The organism is Micromonospora sp. WMMC264 (assembly GCF_027497275.1).
Lineage (GTDB): Bacteria > Actinomycetota > Actinomycetes > Mycobacteriales > Micromonosporaceae > Micromonospora > Micromonospora chalcea.
In genome coordinates this window covers 3676607-3698894 of the sequence record NZ_CP114907.1, presented here as the reverse complement: position 1 = coordinate 3698894, position 22288 = coordinate 3676607, and the positions used below count along the sequence as shown (strand labels likewise).

The following is a 22288-nucleotide window of genomic DNA, read 5'->3' as shown; positions in this document are numbered from 1 at the left end:
CGCCCGGCGTCCGTCAGCCCGAGCCGGTGGGTTCCCGCGAGGCGGGCCGGACCGGCGCCGGCGGGTCGGCCGACGCGGGCGCGGACGGCGGGGACTGCGCCGTCCCGGCCCGGGCGAGCAGCCGGTCCACGCCCACGAACAGCAGTCCCAGCAGCCAGAACGCGAGGGCGAACCCGATCGCGCTCACCGTCACGCCGTCGTAGCCGAGTTGGCCCGCGTCCAGGAACGGGTACGGGTAGCGGTCCACCACCAGTCCGCGTACCAGCGCGAACCCGAGATACGCCAGCGGGAACGCCAGCCACCAGGCGGCGTAGCGCGGGCGCAACCGGCCGCGTCTGTCGAACAGCGCCCAGTCGGCGATCGCCAGCAGCGGCACCACCGTGTGCAGGAACTGGTTGCCCCACCACTCGCCCGGTTGCCGGTCCGGCTGCGCCATGGCGAACGAGCTGGCCGGGTTGGCCAGCACCAGGTGGTAGACCGTACCGGTGATGGTGATGTAGAGGGTGACCGCTCCCTTGAGGACGCTCGGCGGCTCCGGCCGACCGCGCAGCGCGCACCAGGCGGCGTAGCCGGCGAGCACGCCGACAGCCACGTTGCTCTGGATGGTGAAGTACGGCAGCAGGCCGGTCAGCGTGGCCGGGCCGAGCGCGGTGAGCACGATGCCGGCCAGCACGGCGAGCACCTCTGCGAGGCGGAGGAGGATCGCCGGTCGGCGACGCCGGGGGGTCACGGAGGCACAAGTTACCAGCCGGTCGTCAGCCGGTACGCCGCCCGGGCGGGGTGCCATCGGGCCGCTTCGCCTGCCCCGGCGGGAGGACGTCCGCCCCCGGCGGCCCGACCGACGGCTGGACCGGGTGAGCGGACCTGCCGCCGCCCCGCCCGCCGTCGGCCTTCCCCGGCGGGTCGTCGTCGCCCAGCAGCGCGGCGCAGTAGTCCGGCACGCGCTCGCGGCCTTCGGCGGCGGCGACGAGGTCGCTGAACGCGGGTGTCTCCAGAGCGCGTCCCCGGTCCGCCTCGGCGAGGGCCCGGTACGCGACGCAGAGTCCGGGCGGCGCGGACTGCTGCGCCGCCCGGGTAGCCGGTGAGAGGGCCGGCCGGGCGGGGCGGGCCGACGGCACGGGCGGCGCGGCGTCGTCCGGCGTCGCCGCCGGGCGCGCGGCGTGCGGCAGGTTGCCGGTCGCGGCGAGCGCGACGCCGCTGGTGAGGGACGCGGCGAGCGCGGACACGGCCACCCGTACGCCGAAGCGGACGCGGCGGCGACGGCGTGCCCGCCGGGCGTCCCGGAACCCCGCGACGGCTGCCGCCTCCCCGTCGAGTTCGCCCGTGCCGGGCGCGGTCCGGACCGCGTCCAGTACGGCCACCAGCCCCGGCGGAGCGGACGACGTGTCGCCGGGGCGGCCGGCGAGCAGCCGCTCGACGGTTTCCTGGTCCAGGCCGGATGCGTCCATCTCGTGACCCTCAGCGCCGCCACCCGGCCCCGCGTCACACTTCGGCGCGGCGGAACGCCGGTGAGGTCGGTCACCCCGGTGCCGGTCAGGGCCCGCACGGCATCTCCGGTTGCCGATGTCCGGCGGTCGCGGTGAACTGAATTACATGGGTGTCATCAAGGTGGGCACGTCCTCCTGGGCCGACCAGATGCTGGTCCGTTCCGGGTGGTATCCGCGCGGCGTCAACACGCCCGCCGGCCGGCTGGGTTTCTACGCCGAGCGCTTCGGGCTGGTCGAGGTGGACACGTCGTACTACGCGGTGCCGGCGCCGGAGACGACGGCGGGCTGGGCGGCCGCGACGCCGGACGGATTCACCTTCGACGTCAAGGCGTTCCGCCTGTTCACCGGCCACCACACCCCGATCGACGCGCTGCCGAAGGATCTGCGTCCGGCCGGCGGCCCGAACCGGATCCGCTGGCGCGACCTGCCCGCCGGGGCGTACGACGAGTTGTGGGACCGGTTCCACGCGGCGTTGGCGCCGCTCGCGGCGGCCGACCGGCTCGGCGCCGTGCTGTTGCAGTTCCCGCCGTGGCTGGCCCGCGGCGACGCGGCCCGGCGGCGGATCCTGGACGCGGCGCGCCGCTGCCGCCCCTGGCCGGTCACCGTCGAGCTGCGGCACTCCTCCTGGTTCGACGGGGACGCGATGGCCGAGACGGTGACGTTCCTGCGCGAGCACGACCTCGGGTACGCCTGCGTGGACATGCCGCAGGGGCACGTCTCCTCGGTGCCGCCGGTCCTGGTCGCCACCACCGATCTGGCCGTGATCCGGTTCCACGGGCACAGCACGGCCTGGGAGAGCGGCGACAAGCAGGAGCGGTTCCGCTACGCCTACGGCGAGCGGGAGCTGCGGCACTGGTCGGTGCTGCTGCGCGAGCTGGCCGACCAGTGCGCCGAACTGCACGTGCTGATGAACAACTGCTGCGGCGACCAGGCCCAGCGCGACGCCGCCCGCCTGGCTGGCCTGCTCGGCGTCGCCCCGGCCGCCGCGCGCGCCTGAGGTTTTCCCGGCTTCCTCCCGGGTACCGCCGGGTTCGTGGACGACCGCGAAGGGGGATCGGTGGAGAAGCGGCGCGACGAGGACGAGCGGGACCTGCGGGCGACCCGGGAGGCCGAGGAGGCGCACGGCGGCAGCATGGCGCCGAGCCTGGTCGACGACACCGGGCACCCGGTGGCCGAGTCACCGGTGCCGGACAACGAGCCGTCCGCGCTCGGCAGCCCGGACGAGGACGGCACCGGCTCCTGAGCTCTCACTGACGCGTCTCCGGACGCATCCCGGTCGCCTCCTCCAGCGCGTTGTCGCCGAGGTCGCCGTCCGCGCGGTCGTCCGGGAACGTCCGCGCCGACGGGGCCGGGTCCGGCGGCGCGCCCGGCCCGGCCTCCGGCGTCCGGGTGGGTTCGACGGTCCCGAACCCGTGCCGGCCCGTCTTCGGCCCGCCCCGTCCTGCGCCGGCCGCCCGGCGCTCACCGAGCCGTCCCTCGGGCACCGCCGTCTCCTCGCTGCCCTCGTCCATCGGGTCGTCGTCGCCCGCGCCCCACGGCGGGTCGGCGTCGAAGCCGCCGGTGCTGCCCCACGGCGCGGCCGACTCCGGCCCGCGCCCGTCGCCCGTACCCGGGCGGTCCCTGCTGGTCATGGTCACCTCACCTTGGCTGCTGGCCACCGGCGTGGCCGGTCCGGTCCCGGTGCACCGCGCGGCCGGCGACCCACCCCGATGTGGGTCGTCGGCCGCGCGGTGGTCAGCGGGTCGCCCCGACCAGGTGACGGCCGGCCGCGCCCACGGCGGCGACCTTGCCGATGTTCTTCGGCGCGGCCATCAGCCCGCCCGCGCGGTCCAGCATGCCCCGGAACACCTGCCCCGGCTTCTGCTGCTCACCCATGTACGCCGACACCACTACCAGCGCGCCGGTCATCGCCGGCACCGCCCACTGGAGCAGCTTCATCTGCCGCTGGCTGGCGGCGACGTTCGCCGGGGTGTGGTGGTTCGGCTCGGTGGTCCCCTCGACCGGCGGTCCGCCGGCCCGCTCCAGCCGCCTGCCGACCAACCGGCTGTAACCGGTCACCGCCAGCGCGCCGACCGTCAGCGCGGTCTTCACCGCGCTCATCTTCCCCACGCCCGCCTGGCGGGCCATCCGCGGGCTCTCGGTGACCAGCTCACCGACCGCGCCGGCCAGGTGCGCCCCGATCGCCGCCGCGTTGACCGGCGTCCACCGCGCCCACCCGGCCGAGGCCACCGGCAGCCGTTCGGTCGTGTCGTTGATCCGCGCCGCCGCGCCGTTCACGCCCAGCGCCCCCATCAGGGAACCGCCGAACCAGGCCGCCAGGCCCAGGTCGTGCATCGAGCGCAGCGTGGTGTGCCGTTCTGACATCAGATCCCCCTCCGCCGTGTTCGGGCGGTGCGGCATACCCACGATCGGGCGACTCACGCCCGGGCGTGGCTCACCGGCGGGGAGCGTGCCGGCTCGGCTCAGCGGCGGGGGAGCGTGCCCGCGAACGCGGCGATCCGGGCGGCCAGCGGCGCCGACGCGCGTACCCAGGTGAAGTGGTCGAGCGGCGCGCCCGCCTCGGCGACCGTGTAGCGGTGCCGCGTCACCGGCGCGCCGGCCAGCTTCCCGCAGAGGTGGTCGAGCGTCTCGTGCGGCGTGTACTGGTCGTCGTCGACGCTGACCGCGAGCACCGGCGTGCGGATCCGCCGCACGGCGGCCTCCGTGTCCACCCCGTCCAGCGCCGGGAACCGGCCGGTGCGGGCGGTGTGCGCCCAGTCCCGGATCACGCCGGCGGCCTGCCGGCCGCCGAAACCCCAGCCGGGCCAGACGCCGAGCAGCCGCGCCGTCGCGGCGATCCCCTGGGTGTACGGCAGCACGCCCCACCCGCGCAGACCCGGGTACGTCCGCCACCACGGCAGCCCCACCGCCACCAGGGCCAGCCCGTCCACCCGGTCGTCGTCGTCCAGCGCCTGGTGCAGCACCGCCACCTGACCGCCCAGGGAGTGCCCGAGCAGCAGCCGGGTGCGGCCGTCCAGCCGGGGCTTGAGCGCGTCGAGCACGGCGCCGACGTCGGCGGCCATCTCCTGGTAGCCGTACCGGCAGGCGCGCGACGGCGCGGGGGTGCTCTCGCCGGTGCCGCGCAGGTCGGCCACGATCACCGCCAGCCCGGCCTCGCGCAGCGCGGCGGCGAACGGCCGGTAGTAGCGGGCGCGCACACCCATCGCGGGCCAGATCAGCACCACCGGCGCGCCGGGCGGACCGGCCGGCTCCGGGTAGACCTGCACGCCGATGCGCGCGCCGTCGACGTCCACGAACTCCTGGATGTAGTCCCCGCTCACCCGGATCAGGGTACGGCCCGAACCCTACCGGTGGGTAGCAAGGGGTCGCCTCACGCCACCGCCGGTGCGGGCCGGGCCGCGGTCGTCAGCGCGCCGTAGACGGCGACGAGCTGCTCCGCGCAGCGCCTCCAGGAGTACCGGCTGCGGACGCGGTCGAGCGCGGCGGTGGCGTACGCGAACCGGCGCACGTTGTCGCCGAGCAGCCGCCGCAGCGCGGTGCCCAGCGCGCGGGGGTCACGCGGCGGCACCAGGTCGCCGGTGAGCCCGTCCACCACGCTGTCGGCGATGCCGCCCACGTTCGTGCCGATCACCGGCACACCGCAGGCCATGCCCTCCAGCGGGGTGAGCCCGAACGGCTCGTACCAGGGTGCGGCCACGAGCACGTCCGCCGACCGGTACCAGGCGGCCATCTCCTCGCGCGGCACGCCGCCGAGCAGCCGTACCCGGTCGGCCACGCCGCACGAGTCGGCGAGCGCGGACAGCCGGCGGGCGAACGTGTCGGCGGGCAGCAGGTGGGCCGGCGGGCCGCCGACCACCACGCACTCCGCGTCCGGCACCGCTGGTAGCGCCCGGACCACGTCCAGGAAGCCCTTGCGTTCGACCATCCGCCCGACGGTGAGGATGCGCGGGCGGGCCGGGTCGCGGGGCGCGACCGGGCCGTCCGGGCGGAACACCGCCTCGTTGACGCCGGACGGCACGAGGGCCATCCGGGACCGGGGTACGCCCATCCGGACCAGTTCGGCGACCTCGTCGGAGCACTGCACGACGACCCGGTCCACGGCCCTGCCGAGCGCCCGCTCGTAACCGGCGCGCCCCGGTGGACCGGTGTCCGGCACGCCCTGGTGGCGACGCTTGACCGTGCCGAGCGAGTGGTACGTCAACACGGTCGGCACGCCGGTGCGACGGCTCGCGTGCACGGTGGCCAGCCCGCTCGTCCAGAAGTGCGCGTGCGCCACGTCCGGGGTCCAGCCGCCGCGCCGCCAGGTGTCGGCCAGCCGGCCCCCGAACTCGCCCGTGTACGGCAGCAGGTCGGCCTTCGGCACCCGCCGCGCGGGACCGGCCGGCACGTGGCACACCTGATAGCCGTCGGGCGCGTCGACCGCCTCGGGCAGCGCGGGGGAGTCACGACGGGTGTAGACGCGGACGTCGTGGCCGGCGACGGTGAGCGCGGACGCGAGTTCCGCCACATGCGTGTTCTGGCCGCCCGCGTCCTCCGCGCCGGGCGCGGCGAGCGGGCTGGCGTGCTGGGAAATCATCGCGATGCGCATGTTCTCGTCCTCCAGGATCCGGTCCCAGTCGGCGAGTAAGCGGTCCGGACCGGACCGCTTACTCGCCACCTCGCGTGCCCGTGCGCCGAGTCGGTGCGCGGCGTCGGCGCCCTCGGTCAGCCGGCGCGCCGCCTCCACGAGCGTGTCGACGCGGGTGGCCGGCGCCCCGGCTTCCGGTGGGACGGCGTCCACCGCTTCCGTGGGGGCCGGAAGATCGCGTTGATGCCGGGGACGCGCATGGAGGGACCCGTACCCTCGGCTTGCGCCCCTAACCAGGAGATCGTCGACTTCTCCGCGCGCCGCCCGCTCCGCTGTGGAGGCTCGCGGCCCTGGCCAGGGCATCGACGCGTGCCCCGTACCGAAGAACGGGTCCACGGAGGTCCTGTTTCGCCGCCGGGCGTCAGCCCGGCAGCATCCCCGGGCCGAACACCTCGTAGGCGATCCGCTCGCCCGGCACGCCCCGGCGCAGCAGGTTGGCCCGGACCAGGTTCATGAACGCCACCGGGCCGCACAGGTGCGCGGTCACCCCGGCGGGCAGCGCGAGCCGGTCCGGGTCGATCAGTCCGGCGGACACCTCGGCCTTCAGGCCGGGCAGGTCGGCCCCGGCGGCGTCGAGATACCAGAGGTGGAGGGCCAGGTTCGGCAGCCGCTGCTGCAGCGCCGGCAGTTCGTGGCGCAGCGCGTGCGCCTCGGCGGCGCGGTCGGCGTGCGCCAGCGTCACCCGGCGTCCCGGATCCCGGTCGGCCAGGTGGGCCAGCGCCGCCATCGCCGGCGTGAGTCCGATCCCGGCGCTGACCAGCAGCAGCGGCCCGTCGCCGCCGGCCGCGTCAACCTCGCCGAACGCCGGGCTCAGTCGCAGCGTGTCGCCGACCGCCACCCGCTCGTGCAGGTGACCGGAGACCATCCCGTCGGGCGCGCCGCCCTCGCCGCGTACCCGCTTCACGGTGATCCGCCACTGGTCGGCGCCGGGACGGCCGGAGAGGCTGTACTGGCGGATCTGCTGTCCCCGGCCGCCGTCCAGGTCGACGGCGACCGAGACGTACCGGCCGGGGGTGAAGCCGGGCGCGGCGCCGCCGCCGGCCGGCGCGAGGGTGAGCGAGACGACGTCGGCGCTCTCCCGGGTCCGGCCGGTGACCCGCCAGTCCCGCCACACCGGACCGCCCTCCGGTACGCCGGCGCCCGCGTAGAGCCGCGCCTCGCGGGCGATCAGCTCGCAGGCCAGCAGCCAGTAGACCTCGTCCCAGGCGGCGGCCACCTCCGGGGTGACGCCGTCGCCGAGCACCTCGGCGACGGCGGCGAGCAGGTGCCGGCCGACGATCGGGTACTGGGTGGCGGTGATGCCGAGGGAGGCGTGCTTGTGCGCGATCCGGTCCAGGACCGGCCCCCACGGCATGCCGCCGTCGCCGGTCAGGTGCGCCGCGTACGCGACCACCGCCGAGGCGAGCGCGGCCTTCTGCGCGCCGGTGGCCTGGTTGCCCCGGTTGAACAGGTCCAGCAGGTCCGGGTGGGCGTCGAACATCCGCTGGTAGAAGCGGCCGGTGATGGCCTCGCCGTGTGCCCGCACGACGGGCAGGGTGGCGGTCACGATCGCTGCTGAGGATTCCGTGAGCACTACCGAATCTCCTTCCGGGGCTCGAACAGGTCGATCCCCACGAAACAGGATTTCTGGATTCCTCTTTTAGGGTCGAAGGTCCCGGGAGTGCGGTGGCATGGGTCACCGTGAATCTGCCTGTGTCGCCGAGGGCACCGAATGGCTAGGGTCGGTGCGTGAGGCTCAACCGGTCGACAGACATGGCGCTGCGGATCGCCATGCTCACCGCCGCGTCCCCGGTCCGGGCCACAGTCGACGAACTCGCCACCCGGCTCGCGCTGCCCCGCAGCCACGTCGCCAAGGTGGTGCAGCGGCTGCAACGCATCGGCGTCCTGGTCACCATCAGAGGCCGCTCCGGCGGCGTCGCCTTCGCCGAACACGCCGGTGACCTCACCGTCGGCCAGGTGGTCCGCGCCTTCGAGGGCGACGGCGAGGTGGTCAACTGCGCGCAGCCGGTCTGCCCGCTCATCGCGGAGTGCCGGCTGCGCGGCGAGCTGCGCCGCGCCCAGGCCGCCTTCCTCGCCGTGCTCGACGGCGTACGCCTCGGCGACCTGGTCGACGGATCCGCCGGCCCGCTCCTGCTCAGCCTCGGCGCGCCACCGGCCGGTCGCTGATGGCCGTCTCCCATCCGATCTTCGCCCGGCTCTTCGCCCGCGCCAGCGTCGCCATGGACCAGGCCGGCGTGGCCGGGCACCGGGCCCGCCTGGTCGCCGGGCTGCGCGGCCGGGTGGTCGAGGTCGGCGCCGGCAACGGGCGCAACCTCGCGCACTACCCGGCGAGCGTGACCGGCGTGCTCGCCGTCGAGCCGGAACCCCACCTGCGCGCGCTGGCCCACGCCGCCGCGCCGGGCGCCCCGGTCCCGGTCACCGTCGCCGCCGGGCTGGCCGAGGAACTGCCGGTCGCCGACGGCGCCGCCGACGCGGTGGTGGTGTCACTGGTGCTCTGCTCGGTGCCGGACCAGGCGGTCGCGCTGCGCGAGGCGCGGCGGGTGCTGCGGCCCGGCGGCGAGCTGCGCTTCTACGAACACGTGGTGGCCGCCACGCCCGGCCTGCGCCGGGCCCAGCGCCTGGCCGACGCCACGCTCTGGCCGCTGTTCTGCGCCGGCTGCCACACCGCCCGGGACACGGTGGCCGCGATCCGCGCCGCCGGTTTCGAGGTGACCGCGCTGGACCGCTTCCGCTTCCCGCCGACCGGGCTGCCGGCCCCGGCCTCGCCGCACGTGCTCGGCGCCGCGATCCGGGCCTGACGCCGGACCGGGCCGGTTCGTCCCGGCCCGGTCCGGCGTGCTCAGCTCACATTCACCGTGCCGTCCGGGGCACGGACGCAGGAGACGGTACGGGCGCCGGTGGCCGCCGCCCCGGCCAGGCACCGGCCGAGCACCTTGTGCCCGGCGGCGTTCGGGTGCCACGACTCCTGGCAGGTCTGGAAGTACGTGCCGCAGGCGTTGGCGATCCGCTGGATGTCGAGCTTGTCGAACCCGGAGAGACTGGTGACGAACGTGCCGGTCGGGCCGTCCATCAGCCGGATCGGCGTGGCCAGGGCGTTGCCCGGGCTACCGGTCGACTCGCAGAGCCGGGCCCCGTCGAACGCGCGCTGCACGTTCAGGTAGACCAGGTCGTCCTGCGGGAACTCGTTGGCGAGCGTGCCGCGCACCGAGCTGACCAGCGTGCCGAGCCCCTGCGAGAAACGGTGCCCGGGCGCCAGGCTGGCCCGGTGGATCGGGCACCCGGCCGCGTACCGCTCGGCGCCCAGCGCGCGGAACTTGTCCCGGGTGTCGTCCCGGCTGTCCTCGGTCCAGTAGCTCTGCTCCAGCTCGAACGGCAGCGGGTTGGTGTAGTCCTGGAACACCACCCGGTGCTGGCCGTCGGCGTCGATCTCGTCCAGCGTGGTGAGCAGTTGCCGCAGCGCCGTGGTGGTCTCCGCGGTGGCGGCGGCGAACTGCGCGGCGGTGCCCAGGTCGGCGTCGGTGCACGGCTTCTGCTCCACCGGCCCGCCCAGGTACGCCCAGAACTCCCACCAGCCGGTCCAGGCGTCGGCGATGAACCGGTTGGCGCACTTCTCCGCCACGCTGCCGAAGGTGAACGAGCTGTTGTTCGAGCCGAGGCCGACGAGCACCAGGTCGATGTCGTGGGTCCGGGCCACCGACCGGAGCTGGTCGAGCTGGGCGGCCACCTGCCGCCCCTTGGCCCGCGTCGACGAGGCGTTCGCGATGTCGTACGGCTGGCCGCCCGAGCAGGCCAGGTTGAACCGCGCGGAGATGCCGGGCAGGTTCGCCTGGAACAGCGAGGCGTTCGGCGATCGGTGGCAGAAGTAGGCGTTGGCGTTGGCGGCGGACCAGCCGGGGAAGCCCTGGGCCACCCCGTTGACGTCCACCACCGGCGCGTACGCCCCGGCGCCCTCGCCGCTGATGAAGCTGTCTCCCAGCGCCACCGCGGCGGTGGGCAGCGCGGCGGCAGCCGGCTGGGCGGGCGCCGCGGCGGCGGGTAACGCCACCGCGGCGAGCGCCAGCGCCGCCGCGAGCGCGGAACGACGGAACACGGACATGCCCGACCTCCCAGACATCGAAACGTGAAAGATTCTTTGGGATGGCGATCAGATCACGCGCGTGTGACGGGCGTCAATGCCCTGACACCTGCGACGGGTCGCCGGGGAAGACATCGGGCGTGCGGATCGTTGTGCCGCCTGGACGCCCCGTCCGCCCGCCGGACCGCCGTACGCGGCGGCGGCGCGGACCCGGCCGCGAGGCCGATCGCGCAACGCACCGCCCCGGTACCGCCGACCTGTCAGGGCATCCGGCTAGGCTCGCTCCGGCGCGCCGCGCCCGGCGATCATCGTGGGGGAGTCACACGGTGAACGGCACCACACCGCCGAGACCTGGGAGTACGACCAGTTGACCGCACAGCCTGAGACCCTCTACGGGGCCGACGACCTGACGCACCTGGAGGGCCTCGACGCCGTCCGCAAACGCCCCGGCATGTACATCGGCTCGACCGACAGCCGTGGCGTGGGTCACCTCGTCAACGAGATCCTCGACAACTCGACCGACGAGGGTGTCGCGGGTCACGCCACCACTGTCGACGTGATCCTGCACGCCGACGGCTCGGTCCAGGTCGACGACGACGGCCGCGGCATCCCCACCGACGTGCACGCCAAGTCCGGCATCTCCGGCGTCGAGCTGGTGCTCACCCGCCTGCACGCGGGCGGCAAGTTCGGTGGCTCCGGCTACAAGACCTCCGGCGGCCTGCACGGCGTCGGCGCCTCCGCGGTCAACGCCCTGTCCCGCCGCTTCGACGTCACCGTCCGGCGCGGCGGCAAGATCCACGCGATGTCGTTCCGCCACGGCGTGCCGGGCGTCTTCGACGGAGCCGGCCCCGACGCGCCGTTCACCCCCGGTCCCGGCCTGCAGATCGTCGGCGCGATGAAGCGCGGCCAGCGCACCGGCACCTCGATCCGCTGGTGGCACGACCCCCGCTACTTCGAGACCGGCGCCGCGCTCGACACCGAGGCGGTCCGGCTCAAGCTGCGCAACACCGCCTTCCTCGTCCCCGGCGTGGCCTACCGGCTGCGCGACGAGACCGGCGAGGAGCCGGTCGAGGAACGCTTCCACTTCCCCAACGGCCTGACCGACATGGTGGAATACCTCGCCCCGGCCGGCGACCGGCCGGTCTCCGGCACGCTGCTGGTCACCGGCGAGGGCACCTACCGGGAGAACGCCGCCGACGCCAACGGCGTCATGCAGTCCAACGTGCAGCGCCGCGCCGAGGTCGAGGTGGCGTTCCGCTGGGGCACCGGCTACGAGCGCACCGTCGAGTGCTTCACCAACACCATCCGCAACGCCCACGGCGGCACCCACCGCAAGGGCTTCGAGCGGGCGCTGGCGCGTACCCTCGCCGACGCCGCCCGCAACGCCCGCGGCCTGCTCAAGCCCAAGGAGGACGCGCCCACCCTGGACGACGTCCTGGAGGGCATGACCGCCGTGGTGCACGTGCGCATCCCGGAGCCGCAGTTCACCTCGCAGACCAAGGACGAACTGTCCACCGCCGGCATCACCAAGGTGCTCCAGGGCCTGATCGAGGCGCACCTCAAGAGCTGGCTGGACGACCGGCGCACCAAGGCCGAGGCCCGGACGGTGCTCCAGAAGATCGTCGACGCGGCCCGGGTACGGCTCACCCAGAAGCAGCAGAAGGACGCAGCCCGCCGCAAGACCGCGCTGGAGGGCGCGGCCATGCCGGCCAAGCTCGTCGACTGCCGGGCCGCGGGCATCGAGAGAAGCGAACTGTTCATCGTGGAGGGGGACAGCGCCCTCGGGACAGGGCGCCTCGCGCGGTCCTCCGAATACCAGGCGCTGCTGCCGATCCGCGGCAAGATCCTCAACGTGCAGAAGGCCAACCTCCAGCAGGTGCTGGACAACGCCGAGTGCGCCGCGATCGTGCAGGTGCTCGGCGCCGGCTCCGGCCGCACGTTCGATCTGTCCTCCCTGCGCTACGGCCGGGTCCTCATCATGGCCGACGCGGACGTCGACGGCGCGCACATCCGTACCCTGCTGATCACGCTGTTCGCCCGGTACATGCGGCCGCTGATCGAGGCCGGGCGGCTCTTCGCGGCGATGCCGCCCCTGCACAAGATCACCACGAAGGGGCGCAACCCGCAGACCGTCTACACCTACACCCAGGCGGAGATGGAGGCGACGGTCCGCAAGCTGGAGAAGGCCGGCAAGCAGATCGTCACGCCGATCCCGCGCTTCAAGGGCCTCGGTGAGATGGACGCCGACGAGCTGTGGGAGACCACCATGAACCCGGCTACCCGGGCGGTCCGCCGCATCACGCTCGACGACGTCGACGCCGCCGAGCGGATCCTCGAACTGCTCATGGGGGAGAAGGTCGAGCCCCGCCGCAACTGGCTGATCGACTCCGCCGACCGGGTCGACCGCGACGCCATCGACGCCTGACCAACGGGTTCGTCTCGGAAGGAAACCGCACCATGGCACGCCGCAAGGACGACCGCGCGAAGGCGGATCTGGCCGCCTTCGACCAGGCCGGCGCTCGCGTCTTCGACAACCCGCTGGTCACCGAGGTCTCGGACTCCTACCTGGAGTACGCGTTCTCGGTCATCCACTCCCGCGCGCTGCCCGACGCGCGCGACGGGCTCAAGCCGGTGCACCGGCGGATCCTGTGGTCGATGTACGAGCAGGGCCACCGGCCGGACCGCGGCCACGTCAAGAGTGCTCGAATTGTCGGGGATGTGATGGGAAAGTACCATCCGCACGGCGACACCGCGATCTACGACGCGATGGTGCGGCTGGCACAGGACTTCTCGCTCAACGTCCCGCTCATCGACGGGCACGGCAACTTCGGCTCGCCGGACGACGGCCCGGCAGCGGCGCGCTACACCGAGGCCCGGATGTCCCGGGAGGCGATGCTGCTCACCGGCGAGCTGGGTGAGGACACCGTCGACGTCGAGCCGAACTACGACGGCTCGCTGACCCAGCCCACGGTGCTGCCGGCGGCGTTCCCGAACCTGCTCGTCAACGGCGCATCCGGCATCGCGGTCGGCATGGCCACCAACATGATCCCGCACAACCTCGGCGAGGTCGTCCAGGCCGCCCGCTGGCTGATCAACCACCCGGACGCCACGCTCGACAAGCTCATGGAGTTCGTGCCCGGCCCCGACCTGCCCACCGGCGGGCTGCTGCTCGGCCTGGACGAGGTGCGCCGCGCGTACGAGACCGGGCGCGGCGTGGTGCGCATGCGCGGGCGGGTGGAGATCGGCCCGCTGGAGGGCAGCCGCGGCCGGCAGGCCATCACCGTCACCGAGCTGCCGTACGGCGTCGGCGCCGAGAAGGTCATCGCGGCCATCACCAACGAGGTGAACAAGACCAAGCGGCTGACCGGCATCGCCGATGTCAAGGACCTCACCGACCGGGAGAACGGCACCCGGCTGGTGGTGGAGTGCAAGGTCGGCGTGAACCCGCAGGCGCTGCTGGCCGACCTCTACCGGCTCACCCCGTTGGAGCAGTCCTTCGGCGTGAACAACCTGGTGCTCGTGGACGGGCAGCCGCGCACGCTCGGGCTCAAGGAACTGCTCGACGTGTTCCTGGCGCACCGCTACGAGGTGGTGACCCGGCGCAGCGCGTACCGCAAGCGCAAGCGGGAGGAACGCCTGCACCTGGTCGACGGCCTGCTGATCGCCCTGCTCGACATCGACCGGGTGGTCAAGCTGATCCGCGCCAGCGAGGACGCCCAGGCCGCCAAGGACGGCCTGATGCAGAAGTTCAAGCTCTCCGAGATCCAGGCGAGCTACATCCTGGACACTCCGCTGCGCCGCCTGACCAAGTACGACCGGCTGGAGTTGGAGGCCGAGCAGGAGAAGCTGCGCGGCGAGATCGCGGAGCTGTCGAAGATCCTGGACGATGACAAGGTGCTTCGGAAGGTGGTCTCCGACGAGCTGGCCGCGGTGGTCAAGCAGTTCGGCGCGCCGCGGCGCACCACGCTCGTCGACGGCGACCTCAAGGAGGTGCTCGCCGCCTCGGTGCCGGCCGGCCCGCTGGAGGTGGCCGACGACCCGTGCCAGGTGATCCTCTCCGCCACCGGGCTGGTGGCGCGGACCGCGGCCGAGTCGGAGGAGGCCGCCGAGGCGCGCCGGCGCAGCGGCCGGGTCAAGCACGACGCGGTACGCGCGATCGTGCACTCCACCGCGCGGGGCCGGGTGCTGCTGGTGACCAGCGCCGGTCGCGCCTTCAAGATCGACGTGCTGCCGTTGCCGGTGCTGCCGGAGCAGTCCGGCACGGTGTCGCTGCGTGGCGGCATGTCGGCTGCGGAACTGGTGCCGCTGGAGCCGGGCGAGACAGTCGTCGGGCTGGCCCCGCTGGGGCCGTCCGCGCAGGGCTCACCCGGGCTGGCGCTCGGCACCCGGGCCGGCGTGGTCAAGGTGTGCGCGCCGGACTGGCCGGTCCGCTCCGACGAGTTCGAGGTGATCTCGTTGCGGGACGGCGACGAGGTGATCGGCGCGACCTGGCTGACCGACGGCGCCGAGACACTGGCGTTCGTCTCCTCGGAGGCGTCGCTGCTGCGCTTCGCCGCCTCGGTGGTGCGCCCGCAGGGGCTCAAGGGTGGCGGCATGGCCGGCATCAACCTGCCCGCCGGGGCGCGGGCGGTGTTCTTCGGCGCGATCCGCACCGACGACACGGCGCACGGTGAGCCGATGGTGGTCACCTCGACCGGCGCCACGGTGAAGGTGACGCCGTTCAAGGCGTACCCGGCGAAGGGCAGGGCGACCGGCGGCGTACGCGCGCAGCGGTTCCTCAAGGGTGAGGTGGACCTGTCGGTGGCCTGGATCGGCCCGCGGCCGGTGGGCGCGACCGCGACCGGCGACCCGGTGGACCTGCCGCCGGCCGACCCGCGCCGGGACGGCTCCGGTTTCGCCGTGATGCTGGGCCCGACGGTGGTGGGTCACCACATCGATCGCGACTGACGAGCCAGCTGGGGGAGGGCGGCGGGAGACCGCCCCCTCCCGCCCCGACGCGTTGATCAAGGAGTTTGCGGACTCTTCGTGTCCTCTGCAGTCCCTAAACTCCTTGATCACCGAGGTGAGCGCGTCAGCGGGCCGGGCACCCGGAGCTGCTGACGGGATCCGTGCGCTCGTGTGCCCGGCTGCACCCCCATCGCGCGTTGATCAAGGAGTTAGCGGCCTTTTCGCGCTCTCCGCAGTCCCTAAACTCCTTGATCAACGCGCCCGGGCGCTCCGGGGGCAGGGCTGCCCCAGGGTAATGGGGCACATTCCGGGTGTTTTGGCGGAAGACCTCGGCCCTGCACGGTCGATCATGAGGTTAGCGGCGACAAAACGGATACCGAGCGCCGCTAACTTCATGATCAACGAGGCCGGGCCGGGCCGGGCGGAAGGGGAGGAGAGGGGAGGGGTCAGAGTTCGGGGTCGGGGGACTGGCGGGACTCGGGCGTGGTGCCGCGCAGCCGCGCGATCAGGCGCATCCCGTGGTAGATGATCAGGGCGGCCGCCGTGCCCAGCGCGATGCCGTTGAACGACAGGTCACCGGCGGTCAGCGTGTAGTTGGCGGCACCGATGATCACCGCCACCGCCGCGGTGAACAGGTTGATCGGGTCGTGGAAGTCGACCCGGCTCTCGATCCAGATCCGGGCGCCCAGGATGGCGATCAGGCCGTACAGCGCGGTGGTGGCGCCGCCGAGCACGCCGGCCGGGACGGTGAGGATCAGCGCGCCGAACTTCGGGCACAGGCCGAGCAGGATCGCCGTGCCGCCGGCGATCCAGTACGCGGCGGTGGAGTAGACGCGGGTCGCCGCCATCACGCCGATGTTCTCCGCGTACGTGGTGGTGCCGGAACCGCCCCCGGAGCCGGCCAGCACCGTGGCGACGCCGTCACCGAGCAGCGCCCGGCCCATGTCGCGGTCGAGGTTGCGGCCGGTCATCGCGGCGACCGCCTTGACGTGCCCGGCGTTCTCCGCGATCAGCACCAGGATCACCGGGATGACCAGCACGACGGCGCGCGCGTCGAAGCTCGGCGTGTGGAACTCGGGGAAGCCGACCCAGGCGGCCTGCCGCAGCCCGCGTACGGCCTGCTGGTCGAGGTTGCCGGTCAGCGCGGCGAGCACCCAGCCGACCACCACGCCGACGAGGATCGACAGCCGCGCCACGAAGCCGCGGAACAGCACAGTGGTGAGCAGGATCGCGACGAGCGTGACCACGGCGATCAGCGGCTGCGCCTTCACGCCGGTGCCGGCGCCGCCGCCGTCCCAGGCCACCGGCGCCAGGTTGAGGCCGATCAGCATGACGATCGCGCCGGTGACCACGGGCGGCATCAGCGCGTCGATCCAGCGGGAGCCGGCCACCTGTACCACCACGCCGACGAGCGCGAGCGCGACGCCCGCGACGACGATGCCGCCGAGGGCCGCGCCGATGCCGCCGTCGGTCTTCGCGGCGAGCACCGGCGCGATGAACGCGAACGACGAGCCGAGGTACGAGGGCAGCCGGTTGCCGGTGATCAGCAGGAACAGCAGCGTCCCGAGCCCGGAGAAGAGCAGCGTGGTGGCGGGCGGGAAGCCGGTGATCAGCGGGACGGTGAAGGTGGCGCCGAACATGGCGACCACGTGCTGCACGCCCACGCCGACGGTGCGCGGCCAGGAGAGCCGTTCGTCGGGCGCGACCACGTCGCCGGGGCGTACCTGGCGGCCGTCGCCGTGCAGTGTCCACGGGGACCAGCGGGAGGTGGGGGACTGGGTCATCGGTCGCCCTTCGCGTCATCGGGTGACGGGGGCGTGATCGACCCTGGGAGTTGTTTCTAGCACGTGCCCAGCGCGGATGTGGGCCCGCCCCGGGCTCAGGCGACGCCGGTGGGACGGAACTGGACGCTGACGCGGGGGCCGACCGGGCGGGTGGTCTTCGGTACCGCGTGTTCCCAGGTGCGCTGGCAGGAGCCGCCCATCACCACGAGGTCGCCGTGGCCGAGCGGGAACCGCAGGCTGCCGCCGCCTCCGCCGCGAGGGCGGAGCAGCAGTGCGCGCGGGGAGCCGAACGAGACGATCGCCACCATGGTGTCGGTGTGCGCGGAGCGGCCCAGCGTGTCGCCGTGCCAGGCCACGCTGTCGCGCCCGTCGCGGTAGAGGCACATGCCGGCGGTGACGAACGGCTCGCCCAGCTCGGGCGCGTAGTGCCGGGTGAGCGCGTCGCGGGCCGCGGTGAGCACCGGGTGCGGCAGCGGCCGGCCGGCGGGGTACCAGCAGAGCAGCCGGGGCACGTCGACAGCGGTGTCGTACATGGTGCGGCGTTCGGCCCGCCAGGGCACGTCGTGGCGCAGCGTGTCGAGCACCGCGTCGGAGCCCCGGACCCAGCCGGGCAGGTGGTCGACCCAGGCGCCGCGGCTCAGCTCGTGGCGGCGCACTGCCCCGGCGAGCGGGCCCAGGGTCGGGCCCTGCTCGGCCAGGTCGAGCATCGAGGGCTGGTACGCGACGTCGGGCACGCCGCCGATCGTACCCTGTTTAGAACAGGCGTACGACGATCAGCGCCGCAGCATCCGGCGGACCTTGCCCGGGACGGCCTGCTTGATCCGCTCCCGGAGCTGCTGCGAGCGCAGCGCGTCGATGGTCCCGGTGAGCTTGGCGTTCTCGTCGCGCAGCCGCTCGATGCGGGTCAGCAGCTCGGCCGGCGGGGTGGCGGCAGCGGGCCGGACGGCCGGCGGGAACACCGTCTCGCGGACCCGCTGGTCGAAGCGGGCGGCGCTGTCGTCGTCGTCGAACGAGATGCCGAGGTCGTGCTTGCGCAGGAACGCGGTGATGGTCTCGAAGCGGGCCTTGTGGCCCTCGGTGAGCGCGGTGTAGTCGGCCTCGGCGTAGAGGTCGGCGGCGTCCACGTCGGCCGGCACGTCGCGCATGATCCGGTGCGGGATGTCGAAGTAGCGGGCCAGTTCCAGCGTGCGCGAGTCGTGCGCGAACAGGTAGCCGGGCGTACCGGCGACGAGCGCGGTGATGGTGCCGTGGATGCGGGTGCCGAACGCGAAGTCGTACCCGGAGAGGTGGTCCATCCAGGTCCACGGGTCGACGAACATGCGCACCTTGTCCTCGACGAACAGTGGGTGCGAGGTGTGCAGCGGGATGTCGCTGCTCTGGCCGCGGTGCTCGGGCGCGTCGCCGTAGAGCAGGGTGCCGAGCGTCCGCAGGTCCTGGGGCACGTAGCACAGGTTCGGGTAGCGCTCGTGGTGGTGGCGGACCACCGAGGCCATCGAGCGGACGTACGGCGAGATGGTGAGCGCGACCTTCGACTCGGCGGTCAGCTCCGGCTGCTTCTTCGCCAGCTGGAACGTGTCGCCGTGCAGGAACATCGACGGGCAGCCGATCTGCTCCACGTCGGAGAAGCCGAGCGTGTTCAGGTAGCTCGCGGTCACCTCGCCGCGTACGCCGATGCTGTGCGACCGGTCCAGCACGGCCTTGCAGAACGCGCGCACCGGCTCGTCGATCGGCCGCAGGTACTCGCGGTCGCCGTCGACGTTCGTCTGCACGCCGACACCGAGCACCACCACCGGGATCTTCAGCCGTTCGATCAGCCGGGTCAGCGGGGCGAGGCGGTGCACGAAGCTGCGACGGAAGGCGTTCGCCAGCGGTACGACGAACACGTCGTACCGCTCGTTGATCTCGTCGGCGAGGCGCGGGTCGGCCGGGGTGCGGGTCGCGGTGATCTCCGCCGCGGAGGTGGCCAGCAGCTTGTGCGCGGCGTGGCTGAAGACCAGGTTTCCGCTGTTGTCCCCGATCCAGTTGCCGGCGAACGTCTCCTCCGGCGTGAGGACGTCGAACGGGCCCTTGCGGGCGCGGAGCAGGATCCGCTGGTGCATCCGGTTCGCTCACCTTCCGTACGGCACGGCGTGCCGGCGGGCGTCGCCCGCGCGTGCAGGAACGGAAATCCTATCCGCCGTCCCTGGGTGACCCGGCGGCCGTCGGCTCGCCGGGAACGTCCCGGTACTCCGGGGTAGGGTGCCCGGAATGACCAGCGCGCCGACTGTCACCCGTGCCCCGCGCCTGCCGTCGCTGACCGGATTGCGGTGGATCGCCGCGCTGCTGGTCTTCGGTTTCCACGCCGGGACCATGGGGATCGTCGCCGAGCCGCACCTGAAGGCGGTGGTGGACAAGGCGTTCAGCCTCGGCCTGTCCGGCGTCGAGTTCTTCTTCATCCTCAGCGGGTTCGTCCTGGTCTGGTCGTACCGGGACGGGGAGCGGGCGTGGACGTTCCTGCGCCGCCGGCTCGCCAAGATCTACCCGAACCACGTGGTGACGTTCGTGGCGGCGCTGGCGGTCGCGGCCTGGTTCGCCGACCCGGTCCTGCCGTGGGCGGCGATCGGCAACTTCTTCCTGGTCCAGGCGTGGATCCCGCTGAACGGCTACTTCTACAGCGTCAACAACGTGAGCTGGTCGCTCTCCTGCGAGCTGGCGTTCTACCTGTGCCTGCCGCTGGTGGTGCCGTGGCTGCGCCGGGCCCGTACCGGGGTGCTCCGGACCGTGCTGGTCGCGGCGCCGCTGCTCATCCTGGCGCTGTGGCCGGGCCAGCAGCTCGTGCCGGAGGAGCAGCGGTGGTGGTTCACCCAGATCTTCCCGGTGACCCGGTCGCTGGAGTTCTGGATGGGGGTGGCCGCCGCCGAGCTGATGCGCCGCCACCGCTGGCGCGGACCGAACCTCGCGGTCGCCACCGGCCTGTTCGTCACCACCTGGGTGGTCGCCGCGCTGTGGATCCCGGCCGAGTTCTGGGCGGCGCTGCTCGCCGTGGCGTACCTGCTGGTCATCGCCGCGGCGGCGGACGCCGACGTGCGCGGCCGGCCCACCCCCTGGCGGTCCCGGCCGATGATCTGGCTCGGTGAGGTCTCGTTCGCCTTCTACCTGGTGCACGTGCTGGTCATGGTCACCGTGCTGCGGCTGACCGGGGACTGGGGGACCGGCCTGCCCGGCTGGCGGGGGCCGCTGGCGGTGCTCGGCTTCCTGCTGCTCACGCTCGCGCTGGCCGCCGCGCTGCACCGCTGGGTGGAGGTGCCGATGATGCGCCTGCTCGGCCCGTCCCGCCGGGCCCGCGCGGCGTCGCGCGCACCGGCCGTGCCGGCTCCGCGCGGGCCCGCCGAGGGCGCGGCCGCCGACGGCGCCGCGCGGTCCGTCTCCGGTCCGGCCGAGGACATCGAGTACGCCGGGCGGCGTCGCCCGGACTGACACGCGCACACGCCGGCCGGTCGGTCCGCGACACGCCGTGCGGCGGTGCGTCAGTGGGGGTTCGGCGGTAATTTGTACCCGTGCTTCCGATCGCGCTCACCTGCCCCGTGTGGTGGGTGGCGCGCTGGACCGCCCGGATGCTCGCCAGTCTCGCCGTGGTCGTCGCCTGTTCGTTCGGCGCGGTCACGCTGCCGGCCGGCGCCGCCGCGCCAGCCGGCCCGGCGTACGTGAGCACGCCGGCCGCCCCGCGACCGGAATCCGACCGCGCCGCCGAGCGGCAGGCCCGTCCCGACGGCGCACCCGCGCCCGCCGCACGGGCCACCGACACGCTCCCGAACGACCCGCAGCCGGTCCCGGCCGGCCGGATCACCGCGCCGGTCGGCCTGCGGGCCCCGCCCGCCCGCTGATCCGCCCACGGGCCGCGCCCGTCACCGCACCCACCGAACGTCATCCCGCACCCGCCCCTCGCCGGCCCGGCGCCCCCGCGCCGCGCCCCGACCGGCCGTGCGGAGTCTCCCGCCAGGTTCTTCCCGTGAGGTGCCGACCATGTCGCAGACCGCTCTCTACCACTTCCTCACCGCGGTCCCCGAGGCCGCCGCCATCTGGTCCTTCCTGATGCTGCTCGCGTTCGGCCTGCTCGCCGCGCTGGTGGCCCGGCCCGAGCGCGACGGCGTCGCCGAGGCTGCCGCCGATCCGGTGGACCAGGACGCCGCGCGCCGCGACGACCTCGTCCGGTACGCCGAGGAGGTGGCGGTGGCCGCCGCCGGGGCCGCCCAGACGGCCCGTCGCCGCCGGGAACGGTGGCTGGCCGCGCAGGACGAGGCGGAACGCGCCTGGACCGCGTACGACGAGGCGGACAGCGCCGCCCGCCGCCTGGCCGGGGCCGCCGCGCTGGCCGCCCCGCGCACCCCGCGCACCCCGGCGGAGTACGCGGCCCGGGAGCGCTGGCTGCACCACGCCGCCATGACGGCGCACTGGCGCGGCGACCTGTCCGCCCGGCAACTCGCCGACGTGCTGGCGCGCCGCAACGGGTGGGACCCGCGCCGGCACCCGGCCGAGCAGGAGATCGTGCTGGCCCGGGCCGTACGGGACCGGCGCCGGACCGGCTGGGAGAGCGCCGCCGAGCGGGAGCGGCAGGCGTGGCGGGACGCCGAACTGGCCGCCGAGGCCGCCCGTACGCTCGCCGCCGAGGCGTACGCGGCCACCCTGGCGGTGCGGCCCGCCCCGGTGTCCCGCGGCGTGGCGACGATCCCCCTGCCGGTCGGCGCGTCCGTCCGCAACGCCCGCTGGCGTCCGGCCCGGGTCGGCTGAGGCGACCGAATTGTTACCCGGAATGTGGTGAGCCGGCTCACCCCCGGCGCCGAAACGGGCGTGGAGCGCAGAACAGGCCAATGAGCCGCGCCATTGCCGGTCAGGCGCTCGCCGTCTGTCCCCTTTTCGCCTCCCGGGCGCCGTCACCACCGCTTGTCCCATTGAGTGAAGTGAGTAACCGGCTGTTCCGAAATCCGTTACCGGGGATCATGTTTACGCAGGTGGGAGCGCTTGGCAGGGGCAGTACCCGCCGGTAGTGTCGGCGCGTCCGGTGCGGTAACCGATCGCAGAAGGCGACGCCGCGCCGACCCGCCTAATCGTGTCATCACGAACCGGGGAACCATGAGCACCATCGGGGTGAATCCGCGGCCACTGCCGCGGTAGGGCGTACTTCCCGCCCGAATCCGTCAGCTAACCCGGTCGGCGGCCACGGAAGGAGTCCCATCCTCGTGCCCACCCCTCGATCGTCCCCCCGCCTCCACGGCTCCGCGGTACCCGCGCTCGCCTGACGCGACCGGCAAACCGCCCCTGGGCGCCCGGCATCGCGGGCGTACCCGTTCCCCCGGCCCATCCGGCCTGCCAGCACGTGTGAACCCCTCCA

General features: G+C 73.8%; 20 protein-coding genes and 1 riboswitch. Of the genes, 9 read left to right on the top strand and 11 right to left on the bottom strand.

The window, feature by feature from the left end; genetic code table 11:
• Positions 1-13: 13 nt before the first annotated feature.
• Positions 14-730, bottom strand: coding sequence for a Pr6Pr family membrane protein (locus O7542_RS15810; protein WP_281604796.1), 717 nt, complete (start codon positions 728-730; stop codon positions 14-16).
• 25 nt (positions 731-755) lie between these two features.
• Entirely contained in the window at positions 756-1448 is a 693-nt protein-coding gene (locus tag O7542_RS15805) for a hypothetical protein (protein ID WP_281604795.1), read from the bottom strand.
• Positions 1449-1593: 145 nt separating this feature from the next.
• Here O7542_RS15805 and O7542_RS15800 point away from each other — a divergent pair, with 145 nt between their 5' ends.
• Both O7542_RS15800 and O7542_RS15795 read left to right on the top strand, forming a co-directional pair.
• Positions 1594-2484, top strand: a complete 891-nt coding sequence (locus tag O7542_RS15800; RefSeq protein ID WP_187693550.1) for a DUF72 domain-containing protein — start codon at positions 1594-1596, stop codon at positions 2482-2484.
• Between the two features lie 36 nt (positions 2485-2520).
• A complete protein-coding gene (locus O7542_RS15795) occupies positions 2521-2730 on the top strand; it encodes a GTPase activator (RefSeq protein WP_187693551.1) in 210 nt (69 codons plus the stop codon).
• 4 nt (positions 2731-2734) lie between these two features.
• Here the strand turns inward: O7542_RS15795 and O7542_RS15790 are convergent, their stop codons facing one another.
• The 5 genes from O7542_RS15790 to O7542_RS15770 all read right to left on the bottom strand — a co-directional run bounded on the left by O7542_RS15790 (position 2735) and on the right by O7542_RS15770 (position 7687).
• Positions 2735-3118, bottom strand: a complete 384-nt coding sequence (locus O7542_RS15790; protein WP_187693552.1) for a hypothetical protein — start codon at positions 3116-3118, stop codon at positions 2735-2737.
• Between the two features lie 103 nt (positions 3119-3221).
• On the bottom strand, positions 3222-3851 hold the full coding sequence (locus O7542_RS15785; RefSeq protein WP_043330386.1) for a hypothetical protein: 630 nt from the start codon (positions 3849-3851) through the stop codon (positions 3222-3224).
• 98 nt (positions 3852-3949) lie between these two features.
• The gene (locus tag O7542_RS15780) at positions 3950-4807 is read right to left on the bottom strand and encodes an alpha/beta fold hydrolase (RefSeq protein ID WP_113973226.1); all 858 of its coding nucleotides are present in this window, start codon (positions 4805-4807) and stop codon (positions 3950-3952) included.
• 50 nt (positions 4808-4857) lie between these two features.
• The gene (locus O7542_RS15775; protein ID WP_113973412.1) at positions 4858-6075 is read right to left on the bottom strand and encodes a glycosyltransferase; all 1218 of its coding nucleotides are present in this window, start codon (positions 6073-6075) and stop codon (positions 4858-4860) included.
• A 400-nt stretch (positions 6076-6475) separates the two neighbouring features.
• A complete protein-coding gene (locus O7542_RS15770; RefSeq protein ID WP_274477965.1) occupies positions 6476-7687 on the bottom strand; it encodes a globin domain-containing protein in 1212 nt (403 codons plus the stop codon).
• Between the two features lie 155 nt (positions 7688-7842).
• Here O7542_RS15770 and O7542_RS15765 point away from each other — a divergent pair, with 155 nt between their 5' ends.
• Both O7542_RS15765 and O7542_RS15760 read left to right on the top strand, forming a co-directional pair.
• On the top strand, positions 7843-8280 hold the full coding sequence (locus O7542_RS15765) for an Rrf2 family transcriptional regulator (protein WP_064447467.1): 438 nt from the start codon (positions 7843-7845) through the stop codon (positions 8278-8280).
• Entirely contained in the window at positions 8280-8912 is a 633-nt protein-coding gene (locus O7542_RS15760; protein WP_043325126.1) for a methyltransferase domain-containing protein, read from the top strand. Before O7542_RS15765 ends, O7542_RS15760 begins: the two co-directional genes overlap by 1 nt.
• 41 nt (positions 8913-8953) lie before the next feature.
• Here the strand turns inward: O7542_RS15760 and O7542_RS15755 are convergent, their stop codons facing one another.
• The gene (locus O7542_RS15755) at positions 8954-10210 is read right to left on the bottom strand and encodes a hypothetical protein (RefSeq protein ID WP_043325125.1); all 1257 of its coding nucleotides are present in this window, start codon (positions 10208-10210) and stop codon (positions 8954-8956) included.
• A gap of 289 nt (positions 10211-10499) precedes the next feature.
• Here O7542_RS15755 and O7542_RS15750 point away from each other — a divergent pair, with 289 nt between their 5' ends.
• Together O7542_RS15750 and O7542_RS15745 are read left to right on the top strand one after the other, a co-directional pair.
• Positions 10500-12614, top strand: coding sequence for a DNA topoisomerase IV subunit B (locus O7542_RS15750; RefSeq protein ID WP_176722910.1), 2115 nt, complete (start codon positions 10500-10502; stop codon positions 12612-12614).
• Positions 12615-12646: 32 nt separating this feature from the next.
• A complete protein-coding gene (locus tag O7542_RS15745; RefSeq protein ID WP_281604794.1) occupies positions 12647-15136 on the top strand; it encodes a DNA topoisomerase IV subunit A in 2490 nt (829 codons plus the stop codon).
• A 446-nt stretch (positions 15137-15582) separates the two neighbouring features.
• Here the strand turns inward: O7542_RS15745 and O7542_RS15740 are convergent, their stop codons facing one another.
• The 3 genes from O7542_RS15740 to O7542_RS15730 all read right to left on the bottom strand — a co-directional run bounded on the left by O7542_RS15740 (position 15583) and on the right by O7542_RS15730 (position 19019).
• Positions 15583-16920 carry a solute carrier family 23 protein gene (locus O7542_RS15740; protein ID WP_043325123.1) on the bottom strand — a complete coding sequence of 446 codons (1338 nt, stop codon included), beginning with the start codon at positions 16918-16920 and terminating at the stop codon, positions 15583-15585.
• A gap of 95 nt (positions 16921-17015) precedes the next feature.
• Positions 17016-17627 (bottom strand): alpha-ketoglutarate-dependent dioxygenase AlkB, encoded by a 612-nt coding sequence (locus O7542_RS15735; protein WP_281606479.1) that lies wholly within the window; start codon positions 17625-17627, stop codon positions 17016-17018.
• A 66-nt stretch (positions 17628-17693) separates the two neighbouring features.
• The gene (locus tag O7542_RS15730; RefSeq protein WP_043325122.1) at positions 17694-19019 is read right to left on the bottom strand and encodes a polysaccharide pyruvyl transferase family protein; all 1326 of its coding nucleotides are present in this window, start codon (positions 19017-19019) and stop codon (positions 17694-17696) included.
• Between the two features lie 148 nt (positions 19020-19167).
• Between O7542_RS15730 and O7542_RS15725 the strand changes: the two genes are divergently transcribed.
• From O7542_RS15725 to O7542_RS15715, 3 genes are all read left to right on the top strand, one after another.
• Positions 19168-20376, top strand: a complete 1209-nt coding sequence (locus tag O7542_RS15725) for an acyltransferase (RefSeq protein WP_210868855.1) — start codon at positions 19168-19170, stop codon at positions 20374-20376.
• 80 nt (positions 20377-20456) lie between these two features.
• The gene (locus tag O7542_RS15720) at positions 20457-20783 is read left to right on the top strand and encodes a hypothetical protein (RefSeq protein ID WP_281604793.1); all 327 of its coding nucleotides are present in this window, start codon (positions 20457-20459) and stop codon (positions 20781-20783) included.
• Between the two features lie 139 nt (positions 20784-20922).
• On the top strand, positions 20923-21687 hold the full coding sequence (locus O7542_RS15715; RefSeq protein WP_043325119.1) for a hypothetical protein: 765 nt from the start codon (positions 20923-20925) through the stop codon (positions 21685-21687).
• A gap of 300 nt (positions 21688-21987) precedes the next feature.
• A riboswitch (cyclic di-AMP (ydaO/yuaA leader) is annotated at positions 21988-22128 on the top strand.
• The last annotated feature ends 160 nt before the right edge of the window (positions 22129-22288 follow it).